The organism is Mycobacterium decipiens (assembly GCF_963853665.1).
Lineage (GTDB): Bacteria > Actinomycetota > Actinomycetes > Mycobacteriales > Mycobacteriaceae > Mycobacterium > Mycobacterium decipiens.
The window spans coordinates 3,379,686-3,406,529 of record NZ_OY970459.1; the positions used below are offsets into that span (position 1 = coordinate 3,379,686).

The 26,844-nt window shown below is 65.0% G+C and carries 17 protein-coding genes and 1 pseudogene; 8 read left to right on the forward strand and 10 right to left on the reverse strand.

The features are described from left to right. Positions 1-5 precede the first annotated feature (5 nt). From AADZ55_RS14930 to ddaH, 4 genes are read right to left on the reverse strand one after another with little or no spacing between them, the layout of a single operon-like run. A complete protein-coding gene (locus AADZ55_RS14930; RefSeq protein ID WP_085327135.1) occupies positions 6-884 on the reverse strand; it encodes a universal stress protein in 879 nt (292 codons plus the stop codon). After that, positions 881-2,311 (reverse strand): amino acid permease, encoded by a 1,431-nt coding sequence (locus tag AADZ55_RS14935; protein ID WP_085327134.1) that lies wholly within the window; start codon positions 2,309-2,311, stop codon positions 881-883. The genes AADZ55_RS14930 and AADZ55_RS14935 overlap by 4 nt, the downstream gene beginning before the upstream one ends. 29 nt (positions 2,312-2,340) lie before the next feature. Next, positions 2,341-3,564 (reverse strand): ornithine--oxo-acid transaminase, encoded by a 1,224-nt coding sequence (rocD, locus tag AADZ55_RS14940; RefSeq protein ID WP_085327133.1) that lies wholly within the window; start codon positions 3,562-3,564, stop codon positions 2,341-2,343. Beyond that, a complete protein-coding gene (gene ddaH, locus AADZ55_RS14945; RefSeq protein WP_207569157.1) occupies positions 3,561-4,412 on the reverse strand; it encodes a dimethylargininase in 852 nt (283 codons plus the stop codon). The genes rocD and ddaH overlap by 4 nt, the downstream gene beginning before the upstream one ends. Positions 4,413-4,556: 144 nt before the next feature. On the opposite strand from ddaH, the gene AADZ55_RS14950 reads away from it, so the two are divergent. Then, positions 4,557-5,003 (forward strand): Lrp/AsnC family transcriptional regulator, encoded by a 447-nt coding sequence (locus AADZ55_RS14950; protein ID WP_085327145.1) that lies wholly within the window; start codon positions 4,557-4,559, stop codon positions 5,001-5,003. Between the two features lie 1,013 nt (positions 5,004-6,016). Then, on the forward strand, positions 6,017-6,223 hold the full coding sequence (locus AADZ55_RS14955) for an AMP-binding protein (RefSeq protein WP_085327131.1): 207 nt from the start codon (positions 6,017-6,019) through the stop codon (positions 6,221-6,223). A gap of 46 nt (positions 6,224-6,269) precedes the next feature. Here AADZ55_RS14955 and AADZ55_RS14960 read toward each other — a convergent pair whose 3' ends face one another. Both AADZ55_RS14960 and AADZ55_RS14965 read right to left on the reverse strand, forming a co-directional pair. Next, positions 6,270-7,118: an energy-coupling factor transporter transmembrane component T family protein gene (locus tag AADZ55_RS14960; RefSeq protein ID WP_085327130.1), complete on the reverse strand. Its 849-nt coding sequence runs from the start codon at positions 7,116-7,118 to the stop codon at positions 6,270-6,272. After that, a complete protein-coding gene (locus AADZ55_RS14965) occupies positions 7,115-9,106 on the reverse strand; it encodes a DUF2232 domain-containing protein (RefSeq protein WP_207569159.1) in 1,992 nt (663 codons plus the stop codon). The genes AADZ55_RS14960 and AADZ55_RS14965 overlap by 4 nt, the downstream gene beginning before the upstream one ends. 195 nt (positions 9,107-9,301) lie before the next feature. On the opposite strand from AADZ55_RS14965, the gene AADZ55_RS14970 reads away from it, so the two are divergent. Both AADZ55_RS14970 and AADZ55_RS14975 read left to right on the forward strand, forming a co-directional pair. Continuing rightward, positions 9,302-9,790, forward strand: coding sequence for a MarR family winged helix-turn-helix transcriptional regulator (locus tag AADZ55_RS14970; RefSeq protein ID WP_085327128.1), 489 nt, complete (start codon positions 9,302-9,304; stop codon positions 9,788-9,790). Between the two features lie 17 nt (positions 9,791-9,807). Further along, entirely contained in the window at positions 9,808-12,027 is a 2,220-nt protein-coding gene (locus AADZ55_RS14975; protein ID WP_085327127.1) for an ATP-binding cassette domain-containing protein, read from the forward strand. Here AADZ55_RS14975 and AADZ55_RS14980 read toward each other — a convergent pair. Next, positions 11,999-13,120, reverse strand: a complete 1,122-nt coding sequence (locus AADZ55_RS14980) for an esterase-like activity of phytase family protein (protein ID WP_085327126.1) — start codon at positions 13,118-13,120, stop codon at positions 11,999-12,001. The genes AADZ55_RS14975 and AADZ55_RS14980 overlap by 29 nt on opposite strands. Positions 13,121-13,179: 59 nt before the next feature. On the opposite strand from AADZ55_RS14980, the gene AADZ55_RS14985 reads away from it, so the two are divergent. Beyond that, positions 13,180-15,120, forward strand: a complete 1,941-nt coding sequence (locus tag AADZ55_RS14985) for an acyl-CoA dehydrogenase (protein ID WP_085327125.1) — start codon at positions 13,180-13,182, stop codon at positions 15,118-15,120. On the opposite strand, the gene AADZ55_RS14990 is transcribed toward AADZ55_RS14985, so the two are convergent. Beyond that, positions 15,081-16,664 carry a nitrate/nitrite transporter gene (locus tag AADZ55_RS14990; protein WP_085327124.1) on the reverse strand — a complete coding sequence of 528 codons (1,584 nt, stop codon included), beginning with the start codon at positions 16,662-16,664 and terminating at the stop codon, positions 15,081-15,083. The two genes, AADZ55_RS14985 and AADZ55_RS14990, sit on opposite strands and share 40 nt — an antisense overlap. Positions 16,665-16,896: 232 nt before the next feature. Next, positions 16,897-17,409, reverse strand: coding sequence for an LppP/LprE family lipoprotein (locus tag AADZ55_RS14995; RefSeq protein WP_085327123.1), 513 nt, complete (start codon positions 17,407-17,409; stop codon positions 16,897-16,899). Between the two features lie 281 nt (positions 17,410-17,690). On the opposite strand from AADZ55_RS14995, the gene AADZ55_RS15000 reads away from it, so the two are divergent. Then, positions 17,691-21,785, forward strand: coding sequence for a bifunctional nitrate reductase/sulfite reductase flavoprotein subunit alpha (locus AADZ55_RS15000; RefSeq protein WP_085327144.1), 4,095 nt, complete (start codon positions 17,691-17,693; stop codon positions 21,783-21,785). 22 nt (positions 21,786-21,807) lie between these two features. After that, positions 21,808-23,454, forward strand: coding sequence for an NAD-dependent malic enzyme (locus AADZ55_RS15005; RefSeq protein WP_085327122.1), 1,647 nt, complete (start codon positions 21,808-21,810; stop codon positions 23,452-23,454). Here AADZ55_RS15005 and AADZ55_RS15010 read toward each other — a convergent pair. Next, positions 23,451-24,971 (reverse strand): xylulokinase, encoded by a 1,521-nt coding sequence (locus tag AADZ55_RS15010; RefSeq protein WP_085327121.1) that lies wholly within the window; start codon positions 24,969-24,971, stop codon positions 23,451-23,453. The two genes, AADZ55_RS15005 and AADZ55_RS15010, sit on opposite strands and share 4 nt — an antisense overlap. 222 nt (positions 24,972-25,193) lie before the next feature. Between AADZ55_RS15010 and AADZ55_RS15015 the strand changes: the two are divergent. Further along, positions 25,194-26,348: pseudogene (locus tag AADZ55_RS15015) on the forward strand (IS110 family transposase). The last annotated feature ends 496 nt before the right edge of the window (positions 26,349-26,844 follow it).

The following is a 26,844-nucleotide window of genomic DNA, read 5'->3' on the forward strand; positions in this document are numbered from 1 at the left end:
GGGGTCTATCCCGGCAGGACCAGCACCGGTACCGGGCTGTAACGGATGATCTTGCCGCTCCAGGAGCCGAGGAAAACCCGGGCGATATCACCGGACGGCGAGGTGCCCAGTGCCAGGATCTCCCCGTCCAGCCAGTCCGCAGCGTCGAGCGCCTGCGCCCAACCATTCCCGGTGACCACTTGCAGCACGGCGTCTTCACCGACGACGCTGTTGATTTTTAGCTTTTCCAGCAATTCTTGCGCTTGCGCCGCCCACGCCTCCAGAACCGAAGCCTCGGCGTGCAGCCCCACCTCGGGCGGATACATCGTTCGGCCGCGGACCGCGAAGGTGACCACCCGCATCGGCACGTCGGACACCTTGGCCAGGTCGCGGCATCGCCGCACCACATCGGCCGACCCTGACGTCGCGGAATAGCCGCAGCTGAGCCGGGTCACCCGGTCGGTGTGGCAACGGTAGCGGCGGGGGGTGATCGCCACCGGTACCGGCGACGAATGCAACAGCCGGTCGGCGGTCGAGCCGATCAACACCCGTGCGCGCCGCCCGCTGGGGAACGAACCCAGCACCAGCACCTCGGCCTCGAGCTCCTCGACCACCTCGAGCAGACCAGCCGACACCGAGCGGTGCGCGCGATGGTGGTAACTGACCTCGATCCCGTCGGCCAGTCTGCGCAGGTAACGCTCGGCCTCCTGCGCCGAGTCGGCGGCCAGCCGATCCGACCAGTGCTCGTAGTCGGCATCGGTGCGCCCTAGTGGCCGCGTCGGCCAGGGCCTCGGCACGATGGTGGCCACCGTGAGCGACGTTTTGTACATCCGCGCGACGCGGACGGCCAGATGCAACGCCGAGGGACCGACTTTGCCGGCCAAGTAGCCGACGACGACAGTCACGGCACTTCCTCGTTGAGCGCACTGTGGTGCCGACCCCACGTCAGGTAGAAGACCAACGCCACCGCCACCCATCCGCTGAAGGCGAGCCAGGTGTACCAGTGCAAACTGACGAGGATGTACCCGCAGGCCAGCACCGAAAGGATCGGGGTCACCGGGTAGCCGGGCACCTTGAACCCTCGCGGCAGGTCGGGCGCACGCACCCGCAGGACGATCACACCCACCGCCACCACGCTGAACGCGGTAAGCGTGCCGATGGACACCATGTCCGCCAAGTTTTCGAGCGGTATGAAGGCGGCCAGCGTCGCCGCGAAGATCGCGACGATCACCGTGTTGGGCACCGGCGTCATGGTGCGCGGATGCACCTTCGCAAACGGGGTCGGCAGCAGCCCGTCGCGACCCATCGCGAACAGGATCCGGGTCTGGCCGTACATGGTGACCAGCGTGACGGTGAAGATCGAGATCACCGCACCCGCGGCCAGAATCGTGCTGGCCCATTCGCCGTGCGTAACGTTGTCCAAGATGGTGGCCAGCCCCGCGTTTTTCTGCTGTGCAAAGTTCTGCCACGGCTGGGTGCCGAGGGCGGCCAGCGCGACCAGAACATAGACACCGGTGACGGTGATCAGCGCCGCGATCAGCGCGCGCGGCACGGTCTTCTGCGGGTCGTTCACCTCGTCGCCCGCGGTTGAAACCGCGTCAAGGCCGACGTATGAGAAGAAGATCGTCCCCGCCGCCGAGCCGATGCCGGCGACACCGAATGGGGCGAAATCTTTGAGGTGGTCGGCGCTGTATGCGCTAAACGCAATGACCACGAACATGCCCAGCACGCAGAGCTTGATCAGCACCATGATCGCGTTGACCGTCGCCGATTCGCTGGCCCCGCGAATCAACAGCAGCGCGCATAGCCCGATCAGCACGATGGCCGGCAAATTCACCCAACCCGGATCCGTGTCCCACGGCGCGGCCGACAACACATGGGGCATCTGCAATCCGAACAGATTGCTCAGCAACTTGTTAACGTAGCCGCTCCAGCCGACCGAGACCGCCGCGGTGGCCACCCCGTATTCCAGCAACAGGCAGGCCGCCACCACCATCGCGACCGCCTCGCCCAGCGTCGCGTAGGCGTAGGAGTATGCCGATCCCGAAATCGGTACGGCCGAAGCCAGCTCGGCGTAGCAGAGGGCGGCCAGGCCAGCGGCGATACCGGCGATGGTGAACGAGACGATCACGCCGGGACCGGCCTCGGGCACCGCCTCCGAGAGCACGAAGAAGATGCCCGTACCTATCGTCGAGCCGACCCCGAACATGGTCAGCTGGAAGGTGCCGAAACTCCGCTTGAGGTTGGCCGCGGCCCCGTGGGCGATAGGGGCACCGCTCACTGGGCGGCGGCGCAGCATTGATTCTCTTAGGCTCATCGAAGTTGCCGGCAATTGCGCCTCCTGTTGGTGGACCAGGCTGATTATGAGCCTGCCTCCCGCAATGCGACAGCGAACTGGTGAACCGCCCAGTCGATCTCCTGCGCCGTGATCACCAACGGCGGCGCAAACCGCAGCGTGGCGCCGTGGGTGTCTTTTACCAACACACCGCGTTCGGCCAGCCGCGAGCTCATTTCCTTGCCGGTGGCCAGCGCCGGGTCGATGTCAACGCCGGCCCACAATCCCAGGCCACGCACCGCGACCACACCGTCGCCGGTCAATTCGACGAGCCGCTGATGCAGATGAGCGCCCATCTCGGCGGAGCGGGACTGAAATTCTCCCCGGGCAACCAGGGAAACCACGGTGCTGCCGATCGCGGCCGCCAACGGGTTTCCGCCGAACGTCGACCCGTGTTCGCCCGGATGTAACACGCCGAGGATTTCGCGGTCTGCGACCACCGCCGACAGCGGGACCACGCCACCGCCAAGTGCCTTGCCGAGCAGATAAATGTCGGGCACGACGCCCCAGTGGTCACAGGCGAACGTGTAACCCGTGCGAGCCAGCCCCGATTGGATTTCGTCGGCGATCATCAGCACGTTGTGTTCGGCGCACAGGGCACGCACGGCGGGCAGGTAGTCGTCGGGCGGGACGATGATGCCCGCCTCGCCCTGGATCGGTTCGAGCAGCACCGCAACGGTGTCGTCGTCGATCGCCTGAGCGAGCGCCGCTGCGTCGCCGAACGGCACCGAGCGGAATCCCGGCGTGAACGGCCCGAATCCGCGTCGCGCAACGGGATCGGACGAGAAGCTGACGATGCTGATGGTGCGGCCATGAAAGTTGTTGTCCGCCACAATGATATTTGCCCGGCCCGCGGGGACACCCTTGACCTCGGCTCCCCATTTGCGGGCCACTTTGAGACCGCTCTCTACCGCTTCAGCACCCGAGTTCATCGGCAGCACCATGTCTTTGCCGCACAACTCGGCAAGTGCGGTGCAGAAGGGCCCGAGTCGATCGGAATGAAACGCCCGGCTCACCAGGGTGACGGCGTCGAGTTGGGCGTGAGCTGTGGCGGTGATCTCGGGGTTGCGATGGCCGAAGTTCACCGCCGAGTACGCAGCCAGGCAGTCCAGGTAGCGTCGGCCATCGATATCGGTGATCCACGCGCCCTCGGCGCTGGCCGCGACCACGGGCAGCGGCGAATAATTGTGCGCCGCATGCCTTTCGACCAGTGCGATAGCGGCTTCGGTCGCGTCCACAAGAACTGTCATGGGTGTACCTCCAGCGTGCAGCACTTCACGGAACCGCCGCCCTTGAGCAGCTCGGACAGATCGACACCGACCGGCTCGAAGCCGGCCTCCCGCAGCTGCCCGGCAAAACCGGTGGCCGCGGCGGGAAGCACGACATGTAAGCCGTCGGACACGGCGTTGAGTCCGAACACGTACGCGTCGGCGCTGCCGACCGCGATCGCGTCAGGAAACAGTACCCGCAACTGTTCCTGTGCCGCCGTGCTGAACGCCGGCGGGTAGTAGGCAATCGTACGATCGTCGAGAACGGCCAGCGCGGTGTCGAGGTGATAGAACCTTGGGTCCACCAGCTCGAGGGAGACCACCGGCAGGCCGAGCACCGCGGCGATTTCGGCGTGTGCGCGCGGGTCGGTGCGAAAGCCGTAGCCCGCCAACACCGATTCGCCAACCATCAACAGGTCGCCCTGTCCCTCGTTAACATGACGGGTTGACACGGGCCGATACCCGACCGAGGACATCCACCTGGCGTAGGCCTTCGACTCGCCGGCCCGTTCGGTGAACCGGAACCGGGCGACCACGGCGATGTCATGCGCGATGAACCCACCGTTGGCGGCGTACACCATGTCCGGTAGCCCGGGTTCGGGCTCGATCAGATCCACGCTGTGGCCCAGCCGGACATAGGTCTGGTAGAGGTGTTCCCACTGCGCCAGCGCGACCTGGACGTCAACCGGCGCGGTGACGTCCATCCAGGGGTTGATCGCGTACTCGACGGCGAAGAAGGCCGGCGGGGTCATCGCGTACCGCCGCGTCCGCGGGGTGCGGCTGTGCGCTTCTGCCCCAAGACGGGCGGCGCCGAGGAAGGAATCTGTCATAAAGCAACGATATTTGGCCCTGATTACACAATCAAACGACGGATATTGCGCGTTTATGATCGATATGTTGCGCTAACGTGGGATTTGTAGCGATTCGTTGCGCGCTAGAACGAGGGGCGCGCTGGAACGGAGGGGGTGGTGCCGATGGACCACCTGGATGACACCGACGAGCGCATCCTCGCCGAGCTGGCCGAGCATGCGCGGGCCACCTTCGCCGAGATCGGCCAGAAGGTGAGTTTGTCCCCGCCCGCGGTCAAACGCCGCGTCGACCGGATGCTCGAGAGCGGTGTGATCAAGGGCTTCACCACCGTCGTCGACCGCACCGCGCTGGGCTGGAACACCGAAGCCTATGTGCTGATTTTCTGCCACGGCAGGATTGCGCCCGATCAGCTGCGCGATGCCTGGGTGGATATCCCCGAGGTGGTCAGCGCGGCTACCGTGACCGGCACGTCCGACGCGATCCTGCACGTGCTCGCTCACAACATGCGGCATTTGGAGGCAGCCCTCGAGCGCATTCGGTCCAGCGCTGATGTCGAACGCAGCGAAAGCATCGTCGTGCTGTCGAATCTCATCGACCGGATGCGCCCCTGACGCCCTCGGCCGCTGGGCCGGTAATCGACGCGCCGCCCGTTACGGGGCGTCGTCGTCATCGTTCCCGTCGCGTAGCAGCTATTCGGGGTGATGCAACGCCCAGGGTGTGTCACCCGATTGGGAAGGTGTTGATCGACGACGTGTGATTGTTGATCAGCTTGGGCGGCGGTCGAGTCGCTGATGCCCTCCGATAAGGCAAGCGGGGCAACAGATTCGGTGACCATCGTCTGATGTTGGAAGGTACCCTCACCTACCTCGGCGGCGTCCTACCGGCGGCGTGTAGTTGGTCACGGCCCGCGTGGGCTCCCCCCAAACTGGGCGACACAGGCCGGCCCGGCACGGGCAACCCCATTTGACGAACAAGCATGAGGTACTTCATCTCTCCTGGAGAAGCCCGTGCCGGCCGGACAGCGAAATGCCGCAAATATCAAGGCCCGTCACCGCGGGTCACAGCGCGTAAATCAACAACTCCGGACGCCCGTGGCCCTGGCGGGTCATCAGTGGCGTTGATTGTTCGGCAAGTTGGGCGGGTGGTTGGGCACCGGAGGAGGCGGGTGGTTGGGCACCGGTGGCCGGGGATTGTTCGGCAAGTTGGGCGGGTGGTTGGGCACCGGAGGAGGCGGGTGGTTGGGCACCGGTGGCGGGGGATTGTTCGCCCCCGGGATCCTGCCTCGCTCCATGGGAATCCTATCCGGAGGCGGAGGCGGATTGTTTCTTCCCCCAATGAGTGTCGGTGGATTTGGCGCGGGTGAGTCGTGCGGCGTGGCGCTGGCAACGCCAGCTGCCATGCCAGCACCGACAATACCGAGCCCACCGGCGAGCAAGCACCCAGCCAATACATTCCTGATCTTCATGCACCACACCCTTCGTAACAAGTGAGCAGATAACGTGGCCATGAAACAAGATGGAACACGGGCGAAGCTAGATAAGCCTATTGTGATATCGCTGTGAATCGCCTGGCGCAGCCGGGCTTAGCCTTGACGCGCAGACCGGCCGGGTGAGGTGTTGGGGAGATGATTTGGCCCGTGCGGATGGTCAGCTGGTCGTGGCTACTGGAAATGAAAGCTGATTTCATTAAGCCACAGGATAATTCGATGCACTACCTCGAATTCAATCCAGACGTCGACGCGACCATCTTCTACACCTCCTGCACTACTGGGAGGCCAAAAGGGACCATCGGAACCCATCGCAACACCGTAATCGTCGCATTCGCCTCGTGATTCGCCACGCGCGGCTCGTCGGGTAGCCCGGGTCTGCCGGGCTACCCTAGGCGTGCAACAACAGCACCTCTATGGCCACGGCCGAGCCGCTGGCCGCGGCGGTGACCGCCAGCGTCACCCAGTCGGCAAGTTTGGGCCGTACCGGATGCGCAGAAAGCTGGCCGGTGCCGCCACGCGCGGTGATTGCATCGCCCATCTCGTCGGCGCGCCGCAGGGTCACCGTAATGGCAGCGGCAAGCAGGTCGATCAGCTCGCGCGCGTGCCGTTGGCGCCGAGCCTTACGGCTCCGCGGAATCCGTTTGGGCCGCAGCCGGCGTGCAGCGTAGAGCACCTGGAATTCGTCGATCAGCATCGGGAAGGCGCGCAGCGCGAGCGCCAACGCCACCGCCCATTCGTCGACCGGGATCCGCAATGCCCGAAACGGCCGGCCCAAAGTGGCTACCGCAGGCCCGATTTCGGCGACATTAGTGGTCCAGGACACCATCGCCCCCAGCGCGAGGAGCACAATCGACAGCGCGGTGATCCGCAGGAAGTTCAACGCGCCGCCCAATCCGAGTTCGACTCCACCCAGCGAGACCACCGGAGTGCCGCCGGCGAGCGCAGCGGTCAGAAAGCCGATTGCCAGGACGATCCACAGCCAGCGCGGTACCGACGGCAGCGCACCGCGCGGAATGTGCGCGAGCCGGGCCGCGGCCAGCACCAATGCCGACATCATCCCGATCGTCAGCCATCCCGGATAGAACGTCAGCAACACCGAAATGCCGAAAACCACCAGCAATTTGGTGCCGGCCCACAGGTCGTGAATGGCCGAGCTACCGGGCACCGGAATCAGTAGCACGACCGGACGAGACGGGCGCCGGGTCCCGCTGCGTGCCGGGGCCGAAGTTGTGGTCACGATCTTCCCCCCGCCTCCGATGCCGCCCCCCTAGCCGCCGCTGTCGGCACCGTTTCCAGCACGCCGTCGCGCAGCTGCAGGGTGCGCGGGCAAAGCCCCTCCATCCCGACGAAGTCGTGCGAAATGACGACCACCGTCAGCCCGCGCGCTCGGCGCAGGTCTTCCAGCAGCCGCAACAGGCCGCGTTGACTTGCCGCGTCCAACCCCGCCAACGGCTCGTCGAGGATCAACGCGCGGGGTGCGCATGCGAGCAGCCCAGCCAGCACCACGCGACGCATTTGGCCACCGCTGAGCTGGTCGATGCGTCGCTTGCCCAGCGCGGGATCCAGCCCGACGACACCGAGCGCTGCCGCCACCCGATCCTTCTCGTTCGGCGAAAAGCCTGCTGCGGAAGCAACTTCGCGGTCCACCCGGCTGCGCATCAACTGCAGCCGGGCGGCCTGGAAAGACAACGCCACCGCTCCGACCTGCTCATGGGTGGGCCGGCCATCGAGCAGGCAGGCACCGGTGGTGGGGATCGTCAGCCCGGCCATGATCCACGCCAGCGTCGACTTCCCCGAGCCGTTGCCGCCGTGAATCAACACCCCATCTCCCTGCTCAACCACGAAGTTGACATCACGCAACGCGGTCTTTGCCCACGGCGTACCGCTGCCGTACTCATGGCCGACACCCACCAGCTCCAGGGCCGGCGCGTGGTGGGGGTGATCCATCCCCACAGCCGGGGCCGGCGCCGCTGCGGTTTGGACCATATCGGTGTTGTCCGGCGAATCGCTGAGGCTGATCACGCGGTCGGCGGAGTCGGCCTCGTTGTTGTAGTGCGTGATGTGCACCAAGGCGGTCCGGTGCCGCTGTGTCAGACCCGACAGCACGCTCAGCAGCGCGTCCCGGCCCTGCTGATCAACCATGGTGGTGACCTCGTCGGCGATGAGCATCGCCGGCTCCCGGGCCAACGCCGCCGCTAGCGCGAGGCGCTGCAGCTCACCACCGGACAGGCTTCCGGTGTCGCGTTCGGCGAGTGCTTGCAGGCCAACCTCGCCCAGCAACCGGTCGACGTCGACGTCGGTGCCCGGCGGCAGCCCCCACACCACGTCGTCGGCAACGCGGGTGCCCAGGACCTGGCTTTCCGGATGCTGCAGGACAACGGCGGTGCCGCCCAGCTTGCCCAACCCCACCGTGCCCGGACGATCCACGGTGCCCGACGTCGGTTCCCGGCCGGCCAGGATCAGCATCAACGTGGTCTTCCCGGACCCGTTGGCACCGGTGATCGCTAGGTGTTCGCCGACCCGGACGTCGAGGCTGACCTCGCGCAGCGCGTCCTGGCCGGCACGGGGGTAGCGGAAACGCACTTTGTCCAACCGCACCGGAACCGGCTGGATGGGGGCGTTCACCTCATCGCGTGGCGGTGCGTCCAGTTTGTGCACATCGGGGATTCCGCGCATCCGCTCCAGCAGGCGCGACAACGCCCACCACCCGATCAGCGACACGATCATGATCCCGATGGTGAAGTAGCCCAACATCACCCACTGCCAGTACTGCAGCCCCTCGGCGAAATACCGCTTGACGTCCGCGGCTGCCCCCTGCATGTGCATCCGGGCCATGGTGGCAGCGACCCCGTCGACGTTCGCGGTCATCACCTTGAAAATCAGGTGCCGCAGTCTGACCAGGACGGCCAGCATGCCGACCATCGCCGCGCCGAACGCAAGTCCGGCGATCAGCGACGAGACGATCACCGTTGGTGTGCCGCGGCCCTTGCGTTTGACGATTCCGGTCAGTCCACCGATGTAGGCGCTGTGGATCACCCCCATGAAACCACCCATCCCGGCGATCAAGAAGGCGATCATTCCCGCGGCAACCGTCGCGGCCAGCAGCACCCGGAGCCGGTAGCGGTAGGCCAGCAGGCCGGTGGGCACGGTGCCCAGCAGCGCCAGCCCCGCCGCAAACGGAACGACGACGGAGACGATCGCGGTCACCGCGCACAGTGCCGCCATCACCGAGGCCTGTGCCAATTCACTCGGTCGCAGCGGTCCGCTCCGTTTTTGCGCTGGAAGGGGGCCGGGCCGGGTCACTTCACCGATTCTGCCAGGCCCAGGCCCTAAAGCGCGGCAGCACGTCGATCCACGTGGGCTTTTGCTTGCCGTGCCCACGATTGGTCTCGCATAGCAAAGCTATGCAACGATGGAGGGATGAGTTCCTCCTCCGCCACTGCCAACCACACCGAGGTCGGCGGGCCCGTGCCGGGCCTAGGCGCGGACCTATTGGCGGTGGTCGCCCGGCTCAACCGCCTGGCAACGCAGCGCATCCAGATGCCGCTGCCGTCGGCTCAAGCCAGGTTGCTGGCCATCATCGAAGCCCAGGGGGAAGCGCGGATCGGCGACCTGGCCGCCGTCGATCACTGTTCGCAACCGACGATGACCACGCAGGTGCGACGACTCGAGGACGCCGGGCTGGTTACCCGAACCGTCGACCCCGAAGATGCCCGGGCGGTCCGCATCCGTATCACGCCGGAAGGGATCCGCACATTGTCCGCGGTGCGGGCCGACCGCGCGGCCGTGATCGAGCCGCAGCTGGCCCAGCTCGACCCGGCGGACCGCCAGGTGCTGGCGGATGCGGTCGAAGTATTGCGCCGTCTGCTCGAAAGTGCCGCCGCCGCACCGGGCCGCGCCACACTCTGAGCGCTGCGGGCATCCTGATGTCGAACGCCTTCCCGCTGACCGTATGGGTCGAATCGATGCGGTACGTGTTTCCCCCCGGCCGGGACGTGATCGTGGGCGGCGGCGGCCAGTGCGACATCCGCTTGGATCGGCTGGGCCCGGTTCACCGTGGGCCCGCGTGGCGATCGATCCCGGATCTGGTGCTGCGGTTTACCGGTACCCATTGGGTCGCCATCGACAGGAGCCGCACCGGCATTTACGTCGATGGTGCGCGCATGTCGACGGTCGACATCCGTGACGGCCAGGCGATCACGATCGGTGATCCCCAGCGCGGGCCGCGGCTGGTTTTTCAGATCAGCGGACCACCGCCGGCGCCGTCGCCACCCGAGCACTCCACCCTCGAGCGGCCGACCAAACCGATCCGGCTGCCGACGGCAGCTGGGTCCACACCACCGCCCCCACCAGACGACGAGCAGCAACCTAGCCGGAGCCTGGTCGAACGGATGACCGACGCGACGCGAAAGCTACTTCCCGCTCGCCCGGTCACCGAGGCCGGCGAGGTCGTCTCGCCAACCAATCGATTGCCGCTGAAGCCCGGCGCGCGCACGATCGGAGTGGCCGCATATCGGTTGGGGCTCAACATCGATGGGCACGAGCTGCTTTCGAATGTGTCGTTCACTGCGCAACCAGGCTCATTGATCGCTGTCGTGGGGCCGTCGGACACCCGCAACTCCGCCTTGATCGAGGTGCTCGCCGGCACCCGCCCCCGCAGCTCCGGGGTGCTGACCGTGGACGGCCACGACGCATACGCCGAGCCCGAGTCGATGCGATCCCGCATCGGGATAGTGCCACGTATCCACCGCCTGCACCCGCATCTGACCGTCGGACGCGTCCTGGACTACGCCGCCAGACTGCGGCTACCGCCAAACACCTCGCCCGACAATCGCCGCCGAGTGGTGAATCAAGTGCTCGACGAACTCGAGTTGACCCCGCACCGCAAGACCCGGGTGGCCAAACTGTCGCCCGAAGCGCACCGGTGCGCCGCGCTGGCGATCGAGCTGGTCACCAGGCCATCGCTGCTGGTGGTTGACGAGCCGAGCGCCGCGCTGGATGCGGCGCAGGAACACCACGTCATGGCGGTGCTGCGCCGGCAGGCCGACCTCGGCTGCGTCGTCGTGGTGGCCACCACGTCGCTGGTGCACCTGAACATGTGCGACCAGGTGTTGCTGCTCACCCCGGCCGGCACCATGGCTTTCGCCGGGGCCCCCGTGCAGATCGAGTCCGCGATGGGCACCACCGACTGGTCCGAGGTGTTCGCGCAGGTTGCCGCCGATCCCGACGGCACCCACCAGGCGTTCCTGACCCGTCAACAGGCGGTGCCGGCGGCGCCGGCGGTGGCGGCGCCCGAGCCACCCCCCACCGAACTCGCCTTGAAGCGGCAGTTCCGGTTGATTGTCCGGCGGCAGGCGCGCCTGTTGTTCGCCGACCGCCGCTACTTCCTGTTCTTGGCGCTCCTACCGGTCGCGCTGGGGGCGTTGACGCTGCTGATTCCCGGCGACTCCGGCCTCCGGGCCGACCCGTCCGGCACCAACCCCCACGAAGCGGTCGAAATCCTGGCCGCGCTCAACATCGCCGCGGTGATCCTGGGCCTCACGCTGACCATCCGCGACCTGGTTGGGGAGCGCCGCATCTTTTCGCGCGAGCAGTCCGTCGGGCTGTCGACGTTCGCCTACCTGGCCGGCAAGATCCTCGTCTTCAGTGTGGCCGCGGCAATCCAGACGGCCATTCTCACCACGATCGTCGTGGCCGGCAAAGGCGGACCCCCGCACGACGCTGTCCTGCTTCCCAATCCCGGCGTCGAGCTGTACGTGAGCGTGGCTGCCACCGGCATTGTCTCGGCGATCGCCGGCCTGGCGCTGTCGTCGCTGGGGTGTTCCCTCCGGGAGGTCCTGCCGCTGCTGGTGCCGGTGATTCTGGCATCCCTGCTGTTTGCCGGGGGCCTGCTTCCGCTGGTCGGCACGTGGGGCTTCGACCAGATCTCCTGGCTCATTCCGGCCCACTGGGGTTTCGCCGCGTCGGCTTCGACCGTCGACCTGCGCCGGGTCGACGACCTGGCCGCCGACGACGGGCTGTGGGCCCACTATGTCGGCTGGTGGGCGTTCGACATGGTGATGCTGGTCGTGTTGGGCGCGGCGCTGGCCGGGTTCGTCTGGTATCGGCTGCGCCCAGCTACAACGCAAACAACAAGAACTGCGTGACCAGGATGGGCAGGAAGTCGTTGTCGCTGACCAGGACTACGGATTGACGGCCGTCGGGCAACTTCGGGCCCAGCGTGATGCCTTCGATGTTGCCGACCGGATTGTCCGGTGCGACGGACAAGGCGGATAGATCCACGGCTAGCGATTTGCTCATTGGGGTCAGGACCGCGCCCTGCAGCGATGGCGTGGCTAAGACGTCGGTCGCGGCACCGATCTCGGCGCGGAAGATGCGGATCACCGGGGGGATGGCCGTGGACCGTTCCACTACCAGAAACGTCGTATCGGACAGCGCGACGAGATCTGAGACGCCGTTGCGCACGCCGGACCGGGCGGCCGGCTCCATCGGATAGGCGTACTGGGCGATGGGCGCCGTGGTCTCGACGTCGAATTTGGTGAATCGGGTCAGCACCTGATGGTCATCGGAGTTCGGCGGCTCGTCGCCGTAGCCAGGGTCCTCCATCGCGGCGTACAGCGACCGGCCGTCGGGGGTCAGCGCCAGCCCCTCCAGCGCCCGGTTGTGCCGCGGCCCGATGTCCGGCGCCGACATTCTCAGGTTGGGCGGCAGGGTGAACTGGCCCAGATACCCGCCGTCCGGGGCCGCGATCCGGATCCACGGGTCCGCGTGCACCGCCCGATCGGTGCGCCGTTCGCCCTCGGAGCACCAGTACAGGCGATGCCGGGCGGCGTCGAAGGCGATGCCCTCGGGGTCGGGGGAAACCACCGGTAACGAACTGTGCGGCGGCTGTAGCGGATGCACGCCGGTGACTACCACATCGCTAATCCCTTTGTCCGACAGCAAAATCCGCATGGTGTAGAACCGAGCGGGGTGGTCCTGGGAACGGTCGTCGCTGATCGCGTAATAGAGCTGACCGTCCGGGTCGTAACTGATGCCGGACAAGCCCCCGATGACCGTGCCGTGGAAGGTTGCGCCGGACGGAATCTGCGTCTGGCCGAGGTAGTTGAGCAACGGCCGCGGCGCATTCGCCGGTCGCGGAGGTTGCGCCGGGGCGCACCCGGCCAGACACAACGTCGGGCACAATATGCTCACCCACGCCAGCACGGCGACCGTGACCAACGTTTTCGGCTGGGGCATTGCGTTATCTAAGCCGATCGGACCGCCGATTGCGCGAGCGGCAGGTTACCGTCGGGGTTATGGCGCACGATATGACGAGGACTGCCGAACATCTGCGCAACGTGTTGGACGGGCGTTGGCGTGACGTGAGAATTCAAACGCGGGCCAAGCTCAACCATGAAGCATTCCGCCCGCATTACACCCCAAACACGGTCATCGCCCGCGCCAAGGTGGCGGAGCAAATGCGGATGATGGCCGACGCGGGGATCTCCGATGAAGGTTTCCGCAAGGAGCACGGCGGCACCGGCGATGTCGGTGCGGCGATCACGATGATCGAGATGCTGGCGATGTCCGACCTGTCCCTGATGGTCAAGGCTGGAGTGCAATGGGGCCTGTTCGGCGGTGCCGTCGAGAACCTGGGCACCGAACGCCACCACGAGGCGTACGTCCCGAAGATCATCAGCCTCGAACTGTGCGGTTGCTTCGCGATGACCGAGACGGGGCACGGTAGCGACGTTCAGGCGTTGGAGACGACTGCCACCTACGACGCCGACACCCAAGAGTTCGTGATCGACTCCCCCACCCCGACGGCCCGCAAGGACTACATCGGCGGTGCGGCCGAGACAGCAACCGTTGCAGCGGTTTTCGCGCAGCTGATCACTAGCGCGGACGGCAAGCCGGTCAACCACGGCGTGCATTGCGTACTGGTGCCGATCCGCGACGAAAACGGCAACGATCTGCCCGGGGTTACGACGTCGGACTGCCACTACAAGGGTGGCCTGCCCGGCGTCGACAACGGCCGCATCGTGTTTGACCACGTCCGCGTTCCGCGGGAGAACCTGCTGAACAAATATGGCGACGTCGCGCCGGACGGCACCTACAGTTCGCCGATCGACAACCCGAGCCGTCGGTTCTTCACCATGATCGGCACCTTGATCCGTGGCCGGGTCACCGTGGGTGGCAGCGCAGGCGCAGCCGCTCGCGTCGCACTGGACATCGCGACCCGATATGCGTTGGCGCGCACGCAATTCAGCGCACCGGGGGACGAAGACGAAGTGCTGATCATGGACTATCTGGTGCACCAGCGGCGGCTGTTTCCCTTGATCGCGCGGTCGTATGCGCTGCAGTTCGCGCAGAACGAGCTGGTGTCCAAGTGTCACGACTTGCAGACATCGCAGGTGGTGGATGCCGAGGAGCAGCGTGAGCTGGAGGCTCGTGCCGCCGGGCTGAAGGCGGCGAACACCTGGCACGCCAGCCGGGCCATCCAGGAGGCCCGCGAGGCATGCGGCGGTGCGGGCTACATGGCCGAGAATCGGCTGATCGCATTACGCGCCGACACCGATGTGTTCACCACCTTCGAGGGCGACAACCACGTGCTGACACAGTTGGTGGCCAAGGAGCTGCTCACCGCATACGCCGACGATATCCGCAGCATGAGCCCGGTCGAGTGGGTGCGCTTCGCCGCCAGCGCCGTTGGTGACCGCGTAATGAAACGCACTGCCGCCGAGACAATTATGCAGCGAATCGTGGACGCCCGGCAGGACAGCGAGGAAGAGGGCAGCTTGTTCAACCGCGGCACCCAGGTAACGATGTTCGAAGAGCGCGAGGAATATCTGCTGTCCTCGGTCGCCCGTCGGCTACAGGCCAAGTCCAAAGAGATGTCGGCTTTCGAAGCGTTCAACGCCGTCCAGGATCACGTGTTGCACGCCGCGACAGCACACATCGACCGAGTGGTGCTGGAAGCGTTCGTCGCCGGGATCGAGTCGTGCCCAGACACCGAGGCCCGCGAACTGCTCGAGGTGGTGTGCGACCTGTATGCGCTGTCGGTGATCGAGGAGGACAAGGCCTGGTACATCGCGCACCGGTACCTGTCGACCGAGCGGGCCAAGGCAGTCACCCGCGGCATCAACGATCGGTGCCGGGTGTTGCGCCCGCACGCCAGGACGCTGGTCGACGGTTTCGGCATCCCGGAGCCGCTACGTTACGCCGAGATGCTGCACCCGGAGAATCTGTCCGACTGAGTTCTGGCCGGCGCCGATGCCGGCTGCGGCACCAAGGCCGGCTGCAACGTCGCCAGGTGGGTAGCCGTTCGGCGCACGTACATCTTCCAGGTCACGACGGCGGCGACGACGTAGAACAGCATGAAGCCCCAGAACGCGTCGGTCCCGGTGCCGGTGCTCACGTAGGACTCGCGCAGCGCCAGATTGATTCCGACTCCGCCGAGCGCACCGAAGGCGCCCACAAACCCGATGACTACCCCCGAGATGATGCGTGACCAGTCACGGCGTTCGGCCTCGTTGAGATCCAGGGAGCGGCTGCACGCATCGAAGATCGTCGGAATCATCTTGTACACAGACCCGTTGCCCAACCCGGCCAGGATGAACAACGCGATAAAACAAACGAAGTAGCCGGCCATGGTAGCGCCCCGATGCGGACCAGAGTGGCGGCCTTCCAGGGTGCTGGCGCTGATCAGCAGCGCGGTGGCGAGGGTCATCGCAATAAAGACCACAAGGGTGAGTCGGCTACCACCAATTCGGTCGGCCAGCCGGCCACCATAGATCCGAGCCACCGCCGCCAGCAGCGGTCCGAGGAACGCGAGCTCGACCGCATGCAGCGTCGCGTGCGCCGGGCTTTGTCCCCACGCCGCGAAGTTGGTCTGCAGGACCTGGCCGAACACGAAGGAGAACCCGATGAACGAGCCGAAAGTGCCTAGGTAGAGCACCGAGAGCAACCAAGTGTCGCGGGTCGACAGGACCGCGGCAATGATCGGCCGCAGCCGGTTCACCTCCACCCGGTGCTGCTCGACGTTGTTCATGAACCGCGACACTCCGACTACAGCGATCGCCAGCAGACCCACATAGAGTGCGCACACCAAGTAGGGCTTACGGTCGCCAGTGGTGGCGATTACCAACAGCCCGACCAACTGGATCGCCGGCACGCCAAGATTGCCTACCCCACCGGCTATTCCAAGCGCCGAGCCCTTGAGCCGTTGTGGGTAGAAGGCATTGGCGTTGCTCATCGACGACGCGAAATTGCCGCCACCCAAACCGGTCAGTGCCGCACACACCAGGTACGGCCACAGCGGCAGCCCCGGATGGGTCAACAGCACGGTGGTGCCAATGACTGGAATCAACAACACGATCGCCGAGAAAGTCGCCCAGTTCCGACCACCAAAGATTGCGCTGGCCAACGAGTACGGCATCCGCAGAAACGCGCCAGCCAATGTTGCGACGGTGCCGAGCAGAAATTTGTCACCGGCTGAAAATCCGTAGACGTTCTGGGGCATCAACAACTCGAGCACCGGCCAGAGCGTCCAAACCGAGTAACCCAGGTGAACCGTCACTACCGACCAGAGCAGATTGCGTCGGGCAATGGCCTTATTGCCCGCCTCCCACGCCATCAGATCCTCGGGATCCCAATGAGTAATGTGACGTGAGCCCCGCCCGGGCTTGCCCGAAGGGGCGGTAGTTTGGGAAGCACTCTGCGCGACGGTGGATGCGGCTCTCAAGCCTTGAGCGGGACTGCGCGGCGATTCGTCGCGCTGCAGCAGCGTGTGCTGTTCCATCACTCTCCTTGCTCCCAGCCTGGTGGGAAATCGGCCCGACCCACCAGGGTGCCAGCCCTTGCGTATACAAGGTGTTTCCTGCCAGCCTGAAATTCCTGTAGAAGTCCTGTAGAAGTGCTGAATACATAACGCAATTGGGCTCACCCTTGAGCCGCGAAGACCTGACCATACACGCAAATTTGCGCTGCGTCCTTGCAGCAAGCAAACCGGCGGAAGTTATTGTGCGCGAATGTCACTGATGTGGGATAGAGCCGAGGGCCTTTAGCTTGCCGTCGGATCCGATCTGAAATCGCACCGTGCCGATGCCGGTGGGACAGCACGGCTCATCGCTGCCGACCTGCCATTGGTACTGAACCGTCACCGTTTCATCACCGGCCGGCAACACAGTGATGTAGGGCTTCGGGTTCGGGGTCGGCGAGCCCAACGCGGTGTTGTGGTCGAAGAACAACAGCTGTTGGGGAGTCGACTCGGAGGCAATCGTCGGGATGACCTGCACCCAGTACAAGCGGCAGTTCCGAGTATGCCCCCGGCCGATCTCAACCCATTTCGAGCCCGGTACCAGCACCGGAACCGCGGCGATGGCCCGCCGTACCGAGTCAGCGGTCGGCCCGTCGGAGTCCTTGCAGTTCTCTGGCGGTGCAGGTCGCGGTGCCGGCGGCTGCCAGCCGCAACCGGAAACGCCCAGGCCCACGATCAGCGCCAGCGGTCCCAGAATCAACAGCACGGCCCTGCACTGACGACGCACGTGGTGAGCTTAGCGAAAACTGTGAATGTCCCCCAGATTTCATCAAAACCCCTGGTGTAGAGCTTTAGAGCGGATGCGCCGCGGGTAATCTTGCGCAAATCGGCCGGTCGATGATGACCTTTGGATGACTGCGCGAGATCCGGTAAAGCGGGCGAAACCTCGGATATCCCGACGCGAAACATCGTTATCGCACAATTCAGCGCATATTTCGGTGCGCAATCCAGGAAGGACATGGCGTGGCTAGGGGCACCGTGGCGCCCGGTACGGACACCGTGAACACCATGTGCGCCTATTGCGGCGTGGGCTGCGGTCTTGTGCTGCAGGTCACAACCGACCCGCAAACGGGAAGCCGTCACGTTTCTAAGTCCGTTGGGCAAAAATCACATCCGGCCAACTTTGGCCGGGTGTGCACGAAGGGTACGACCACCGCGGACCTGCTTGCTGCACCGGGTCGGCTGGAGTCGGCGTATCTACGGATCGACCCCTCCGAACCCTTTGAATTCGTCGCGATCGAAACTGCGATCTCCCAGTGCGCCAAGCGGTTAAGCGCGATCGTCGCCGAACACGGACCTGACGCCGTCGCAGTGTATGTGTCCGGGCAGATGTCCATAGAGGCGCAGTACCTGGCGAACAAACTGACTAAGGGCTTCATCGGCACCAACCAGATCGAGTCGAACTCACGATTGTGTATGGCCGGCGCAAGTTCGGGCTACACCCTGTCGCTGGGTGCGGACGGACCACCGGGGTCGTACCGGGACTTCGACCACGCCGACGTGTTCTTCGTCATCGGCGCCAATCTTGCCGACTGCCACCCGGTCTTGTCCCTGCGGATGATGGACCGTGTCAAGGCCGGCGCCAAACTGATCGTCGTCGACCCGCGGCGAACCGCTACCGCGGACAAGGCCGACCTCTTCCTGCAGATCGCCGGAGGCACCGACCTCGCGCTGCTCAACGGGCTGCTGCACCTGATTGTCGAGAACGGGCATATCGACCCCGAGTTCATCTCCGAATTCACCGAAGGCTGGGAGATGATGCCGGAATTCCTCGCACAGTTCACCCCCGACAAGGTCAGCGAGATCACTGGCATCCCAACCGAAGACATCCGCACGGCGGCACGCTGGATTGGCGAAGCGGCGAATTGGATGAGCTGCTGGACCATGGGACTCAACCAGAGCACCCACGGCACCTGGAACACCAATGCGATCTGCAACCTGCACCTCGCCACCGGCGCGATCTGCAAGCCTGGCAGCGGCCCGTTCTCGCTTACCGGACAGCCCAACGCGATGGGCGGACGCGAAATGGGTTACATGGGAACAGGTCTGCCGGGTCAGCGGTCGGTCACTTCCGACGAAGACCGCGAGTTCGTGGAGGACCAATGGGGTATTCCCCGGGGGTCGCTGCGCACCGAAGTCGGTGCCGGCGTGATCGACATGTTCTCCCGCATGGCCGATGGGCAGATCAAGGCATGCTGGATCATGGGCACCAATCCGGTTGCCACCGTGGCGAATCGAAAGACCGTATTGGCCGGTCTGGAAAACACCGAACTGGTGATCGCCCAGGACGCCTTCCTCGAGACCGAGACCAACGAATACGCCAACGTGTTGTTGCCGGCTGCCCTGTGGACGGAATCCGACGGGGTGATGGTCAATTCCGAGCGCAACCTGACCCTGTTCCAAAAGGCTGTGGAGCCGGTAGGACAAGCGCTGCCGGACTGGCAGATCATCGCCCGGATGGCCTGCGAAATGGGTTTTACGGACTCGTTCAGTTACCGTTCCGCGGCCGAGGTGTTCGAAGAGATAAAGCGGTTCTGGAATCCCGCAACCGGCTATGACCTGCGCGGCGCCAGCTACGACCGGCTGCGGCAGACGCCACTGCAGTGGCCATGTCCACCGGATGCCACGAATGACCGCAACCCGATCCGTTACCTCAACGACGGTGTCAGTCAGACTCGGTTGGTTCGCGAAGACGGCAGCGTGCCCCGGTTGGCGTTCCCGACCGCCAGTGGTCGCGCGGTGTTCTTCGCCCGCCCACACCTGCCGCCCGCGGAGCTGCCCGACGCCGATTTCCCGTTCTTGCTCAACACCGGACGCCTGCCCCATCAATGGCACACAATGACCAAGACCGGCAAGGTCGCGAAGCTGAACAAGCTCAACCCGGGGCCGTTCGTAGAAATTCACCCCGATGACGCCGCCCGGCTGCAGATCTGTGCGGACGACCCCGTCGAAGTCGCTTCCCGCCGTGGCCGCGCGGTGCTGCCAGCAGTGATCACCGACCGGGTGCGACCCGGCAACTGCTTCGCACCCTTCCATTGGAACGACTCCTACGGCGAATACCTCTCGATCAACGCCGTCACCAATGACGCGGTCGACCCGATATCGCACCAACCCGAATACAAGGCGTGCGCGGTCACCCTGACGAAGGTCGCCCTACCAGACGTGCGGCCAAGTACAGGCGATGAACCCGGAAGTTCGCCACCAAGCGCTTCGCAGGTCGATGCCCTCGCCGAATTCCTCGGTGTGGCAGGCGAACCCATGCCCCAGTTCGGTCCGGTTGCCCGTTCCTACCTGGCAGGACTGATGGCCGGCCTACGTTCGGAAACCGGTCGGCGCATGCGCGGGGTGCCCACCCTGCCGGTCAGCTCCCCTTTCGACACCGGCACCCGGCTGTGGTTGGACGGTCTGCTGGCGGGGATGTTCGCGCGCATCGAGACGGCCGCACCGGTCCCGGTCGCCGAAACGCGCTCCGACCCACCCGCAACGACTGATCCGGTGGCCGAGCAGGCACCAATCGTAGTGCTGTGGGCCTCGCAAACCGGGACGGCCGAAGAGCTCGCTGCCGACGTCGCAGCCCAGCTCACCGCGGCCCGCCTGCCAATCGCGTTGCACGCCATGGACGAATTCGGCGTGGCCGACCTGCCGACAGTTCGGTGGCTGCTCCTCATCACCAGCACCACCGGCGACGGCGAGCCACCGGACAACGGCGCCGCCCTCTGGCGGTCACTCGCCGCGGCTGACGCACCTCAACTGTCCGGTACCCGCTACGCCGTTCTAGCGCTGGGCGACTCCAACTACGACGACTTCTGCGGTCATGGACGCAAGCTCGACGAGCGCCTCGCCGAGCTCGGTGCGACCCGCATCATCGACCGCGTCGACTGCGAACCCGACTACGAAGCGCCCGCAGCAAGATGGCTGCGCCGGATCTTGCAACTACTGGCCCGGACCACCGCACCGGTCGGCGCACCGCGGACGTCCACGAAGAAACACCCCCTGGTCGTCAGTTTGGTCCGCAATACCATGCTCAGCCAGCCACGATCGGCGAAGGACGTGCGGCAGTTGGTATTTCGCTTGCCCGAAGGAACCGCCAGCTACGAGGCCGGTGACTCTCTCGGAGTGTGGCCGCGCAACGACGACCGGTTGGTCGACGAATGGCTGAGCGTGACCGGGTTGGACGGCAATGCCAACGTGGAGGTTGCCGGCTACGGGTCGATGTCGTTGCGAGCCGCACTCACCGACCGGTTCGAGATCGCTCACATCGGCCCGGACCTGCTGCGGTTCGTGCGACAGCGGACCCGTGACACCGACACCGCCGCAAAGCTCGCCGAATTGATGATGCCGGCGAACAAAGCCGCCCTGGCGGATTGGTCATGGGGGCGCCAGTCAATCGACCTGCTCTCCCAATCGCCGGTCATCGCATCCATCGACGAGTGGCTGACCGTACTCAAACCGCTTCAGCCGCGGCTGTATTCGATCTCATCCAGTCCTAAGGAACACCCCGGGGAGGTGCACCTGACGGTGTCGCCGGTGCGCTACAACTTTCGGGGTGTGCCGCGACGTGGGGTGTGCTCGACCTACCTCGCCGACCGCTCTCCCAACGATCAGGTCGCCATCTACATAAGGACATCCAGCAATTTTCGGCCGCCCAGCGATCCGGACACACCGATGATCATGATTGGACCGGGGACCGGGATCGCACCGTTCCGCGGCTTCCTACACGAACGGCGTGCGCTCGGCCACACCGGACCCAACTGGCTGTTCTTCGGAGAACGGCACGCCGCCACCGACTTTTACTACCGTGACGAGATCGAGGCGATGCACGCCGACGGGTTCCTCACCGAACTGGATCTGGCGTTCTCCCGCGACCAGCGTCACAAGGTTTACGTGCAGCACCTGATGCGCAAGCGCGGAGCACAGCTGTGGCGGTGGTTGCAGGACGGGGCACAGCTGTACGTCTGCGGCAACGCCGACCCGATGGCCAAGGATGTCGATCGCGCGCTCTGCGAAATCGTGGCCGAACAGGGGCACCTGGACCCCGACACGGCCAGAACCTACGTCCAGGCATTGCGAGCTGACAAGCGTTACCATCGCGACGTCTACTGAATCCACTGCTTGTGAGGTTGTGATGGGCGGCGCTCGCGTGCCACGGATCCCGGCCGCGTTGTCAGCGCCGAGTCTCAATCGTGGCGTGGGCTTCACCCACCCGCAACGACGACAGCTGGGACTGACCGGCCGGCTTCCGTCGGCGGTGCTCACGCTCGACCAACAGGCCGAACGCGTATGGCGTCAGTTGCAGAGCCTCGCCACCGATCTGGGCCGCAATCTGCTGCTCGAGCAGCTCCACTACCGCCACGAAGTCCTGTACTTCAAAGTGCTGGCCGACCATCTGCCCGAACTGATGCCGGTGGTCTACACACCGACCGTTGGAGAGGCGATCCAACGTTTCTCCGACGAATACCGGGGGCAACGCGGACTGTTTCTGAGCATCGATGAACCCGACGACGTCGCGGAAGCCTTCGAAACGTTGGGGCTGGGACCCCAAGACGTCGACCTGATCGTGTGCACCGATGCCGAGGCGATCCTGGGTATCGGTGACTGGGGTGTGGGTGGCATCCAGATTGCGGTGGGCAAACTGGCTCTCTACACCGCCGGCGGCGGCATCGATCCGCGCCGCTGCCTCGCGGTGTCCCTTGACGTCGGCACCGACAACGAACAGCTGCTGGCCGATCCGTTCTATCTGGGCAATCGCCACGCCAGGCGCCGCGGTGCGGAGTACGACGAGTTCATCAGTCGCTATATCGAAACGGCTCAGCGGCTATTTCCACGTGCCATTCTGCATTTCGAGGACTTCGGGCCGGCGAACGCGCGGAAGATCCTGGACACATACGGCGCGGATTACTGCGTGTTCAACGATGATATGCAAGGAACCGGCGCGGTGGTCTTGGCCGCCATATACAGCGGCGTGAAGGTGACCGGCATACCGCTGCGCGATCAGACGATAGTCGTCTTCGGCGCAGGGACCGCGGGTATCGGGATTGCCGATCAGATCCGAGACGCGATGGTCGCAGACGGCGCCACGGTCGAGCGGGCCGAGTCCCAGATCTGGCCGATCGACAGGCAGGGCCTGCTGTTCGACGACATGGATGACCTCCGCGACTTTCAAGTGCCGTACGCGAAGAACCGCGACCGGCTCGGTGTGGCCGTCGGGGATCGGGTCGGGCTGGTCGACGCGATCAAGATCGCATCACCCACCATCCTGCTCGGCTGCTCAACGGTCTACGGCGCGTTCACCAAAGAGGTGGTCGAGGCGATGACCCAATCCTGCGAACGCCCAATGATCTTCCCGCTCTCCAACCCGACGTCGCGCATGGAAGCCATGCCGGCCGACGTCCTGGGATGGTCGAACGGCAAGGCACTGCTTGCCACTGGCAGCCCGGTCGCCCCAGTGGAGTTCGACGAAACCACCTACGTCGTTGGTCAAGCCAACAACGTGTTGGTGTTCCCCGGCATCGGACTGGGCGTTATCGTCGCCGGAGCCCGACTGTTGACCCGGGGCATGCTGCATGCCGCGGCGAATGCCGTTGCACACCAGGCGAATCCGATAAATCCGGGCGATTCGCTATTGCCAGGAGTCCAAGACTTGCGCGCGATCTCGACGACGGTCGCCGAGGCCGTCTATCGGGCCGCCGTCGAAGACGAGGTGGCTACCAGAACGCATGACGACGTCAGCCAGGTCATCCTCGACACGATGTGGCTGCCCGCATACGACTAGGACCGGGAGGGATCGAGCACCGCGGGGGCTGCGGCGAGCTGCGCGAATGCGCTTCTCAGCCGGGGGTACAGGGCCACAAAGACACCATATTGTTCCTCGTAGGCTGAGTGTGCCCGGTCCCGCGGTGCATAGGATCGAGCGACCGGGATGATGTCGCGCGGCGCGAAGTCCTCGTACCAGCCCATTTCACGGCCCACGATAATGGCCGCGCCGCGGACCGCCGCATGCTCCGGCTCCGCCACCACCTGGAGTTCTCGACCCAGCACATCTGCCAGGATCTGCATCCACACATCCGACTTGGCCCCGCCACCGACGACATACAAGGTTTCCGCCATTGTCTCCAGTCCGTCGAAGAGCGAACGGTAGGCGAAACAGACGCCTTCCATCACGGCGCGAATGAGGTCTGCGCGCGTGGTCCGGCCGCCGATGCCGACGAAACACGCTCGAGCATGCGGATCTCGGAAAGGAGAACGTTCGCCGTTGAGGTAGGGCAGATAGATCATGCCGTTGCTGCCGACGGGAGCGGCGGCCGCTATTTCGTTCAGTGCGCCGTAGTCTTCGTCTCGAGCTATCTCTGCGCGTACCCAATCCAGGTTGCCTCCCGCGGTAAGCATGGGCGCGACCCGCACGACGCGCTGCAGGTCGGGATGACGCAGCGTAAAGATGCTGCGTTCAGCGCCGGGGGGCACTGCCCGAACGGTGGCCCGCAGCGTCGCCGCGACCCAGCCACTCATGCCCAGATAGCCATAGGAGCGATTCGGTTCTCCCGCGCCAGCCCCTACCGTCGTTGCGGCAAGATCGCCGGCACCGGCGAAAACGGCCAGATCAGCCGGCAATCCCAGGGCCCGCGCGGCCGCAGTTTTCAGCGTCCCGATCTGGGCGGCTGCCGCGGCCAACGGCGGCAGCTTCTGCGGGTCCAAGCCCAGCCGGGCCAAGAGGTCCGTTGCCCACACGTTGTGGTCCAGGTCGAAAAGACCGGTGGTGCTGGCCGTGGTGTAGTCACAGCTGGTGGCCCCGCAAAGCCGCCACGCGACATAGCTGTGCGCACCGAACAGAATGGTCTGAGCCGCGGCCAACCGTTCGGCATCGTGGGCCTGCAGCCAGCACCACTTGGCCAAGAGGCTCGACGCATCCTGGGCATTGCCGGTGACGCGCAGCAGTTCCTCTTCGCCGATCTGCGCAATGATCATCTGCGCTTCGCGTTGCGACCTCGTGTCGGAATAGAGGACGGCGGGCCCAATGGCATCATCTGCAGCTATCGGGATTAGATCCTGCATCTGCCCGCTCAACGCGATGCCGGCCAGTTCATGTGCGTGCATGCTCAGCCGGGTTCTCAGCTGGGCAATAGCCTCACTCGTTGCCAGCCACCACGCGTCCGGCTCCTGTTCGACGCGGTTCCCCGCCTGGTTGTGGCTCGCATACGCCGAATAACCGCTTGCCAGGATTCGCCCATCCCGTGAAACAAGTGCGGCTTTCGTGCCAGTGGTACCAATGTCTAGCGCAATCAGTTCTGGCATAGCTGAAAATCCCTATGTTTGTAGGTGTCTGGGGTTGATGCCCTGAACGCCCAGGACGGTGGGGTGTGGCTGATGGCTGGTTGCTGCGTGTGTGGCTCGAGTGAAATGGCTGCCCGGCCGTCCTGGACGCTCCGGGCGGATTTCTGATGCGGATCGTCGCTGTTTAGGGACCAGATGGCGGGGGTGCCCACGGGCTTGGCCGGCGATGACAGGAGGCCAACAGTGACGGTGCGACCGCTTGTTTGGGTCGGAATCGATGTCGTAAGACCACGCATTGCGCGTGTGTGGTGGATGAGACCGGCAAGGTCTGCCGGTCGCAGAGACTCGACAATGACCAGCGCTCGATCAAGCAGGTGATCGAGCGAGCAGGCAAGACCGCCGACCAACTGCGATGGGCGATCGACTTGACCATCCCGATGGCGTTGATGCCGATCACGGTGTTGTTGACGGCCGAGCAGTCGGTGGTTTGTGCGCCTGGCCGGGTGGTCAATACCATGACGCAGGCGTTTCGGGGCGAAGCAAAAACCGACGCCCAAGACGCTCGCGTGATCGCCGAAACTGCCCGCCTGCGCAGCGATCTCAGTGAGATCACCATCCCCGACGAGCTCGTCGTCGAGTAGACCCAGCCAACTGGTTACCGAGCCGATCTGATAGCGGACTGGGTGCGGGGCATCAACCGACTGCGTGCGCTGCTTGGGTCCATCTTCCCCGCGTTGGAGGCCGCATTCGACTACTCCAACCGCACACCGCTCATCCTGGTCGCCGGCCTGTGCACACCCGGCGACATTCGGGCGGCCGGAACCGAGGGTGTCACGACCTATCTCACCGAGAACAAAGCCTGGTCCGCCGGAATCGCCAAAACCGCTGCTACCGCACCGATCAAGCGGCTGGCGCGCAAAGCTGCCCGACCTCCACCGTGAAATCGAAGACATCGACAAAACCATCACCGAACGCCTCCGCACCCACCCCCACACGCGGATCATCGAGTCCCTGCCTGGATTCGGACCTGGCCCGGGCACCGAGTTCCTGGTAGTCACCGGCGGTAACCTCGACTCGTTTGCCACCGCAGGACGCCTGGCCTCCTACGCCGGATTGGTACCTGTGCCAGGCGATTCCGGCCGCATCACGGGAAACCTGCACCGACCGAAACGCTACAACCGCAGACTGCGCCGAGTATCCTACCTGGCCGCACTGTCGGCCATCCGTGCCTCTGGGCCAGCCCGGCAGTTCTATGGCCGCAAACGCGGCGAACGACTCATCCATACCCAGGCACTCCTGGCCCCGGCCCGTCGCCTCGTCGACGCGCTCTGGGCACTGCTGCGCGACGGCCGCGAATTCACTCTCAAAATGCCCACACCCGTCACCGTAGCGGCTTGACATCCTCATTCAGATTCCCCTCACGCAAGCATGCCGCCGATGCCGTTCGCCGTCGTCACGACTATCGACCCGCACGCACCGGTATGCGTACAGGGCTCTTCGCAGTTGGTAGGGGTGTGGCGCTTGTCGCACATTGTGTCGTGTCGGTGATTGGTCGAGAGCCCGCGCCCTGGTGAGCTGGGTGTCGTTCAGGCATCCAGAACAGCAAGCAACGCGGGCATGGTTGACGGTAGTTCGTTGCTTCTCGATCGCGACGGTGTCGTGGTCGACTCGGTGCAGCGCGTTGATCATGGAACTCGTCTGGCGCTCCTGCGGACCCCCCGAGGGCTCGGTGCTCACCAGCCCGCGCAAGCGGAAATGGCTGTGCCTCAACATGATGCGCGAGAGCAAGGTGTTCTCCGCGACGACCAACGCGATTCAAAGCTGGTGCCCAACAGGCGACTCACAGCGACATCGTAAGATGCTTGCATGGTCAAACTGCGTTCTACGCAGTCTC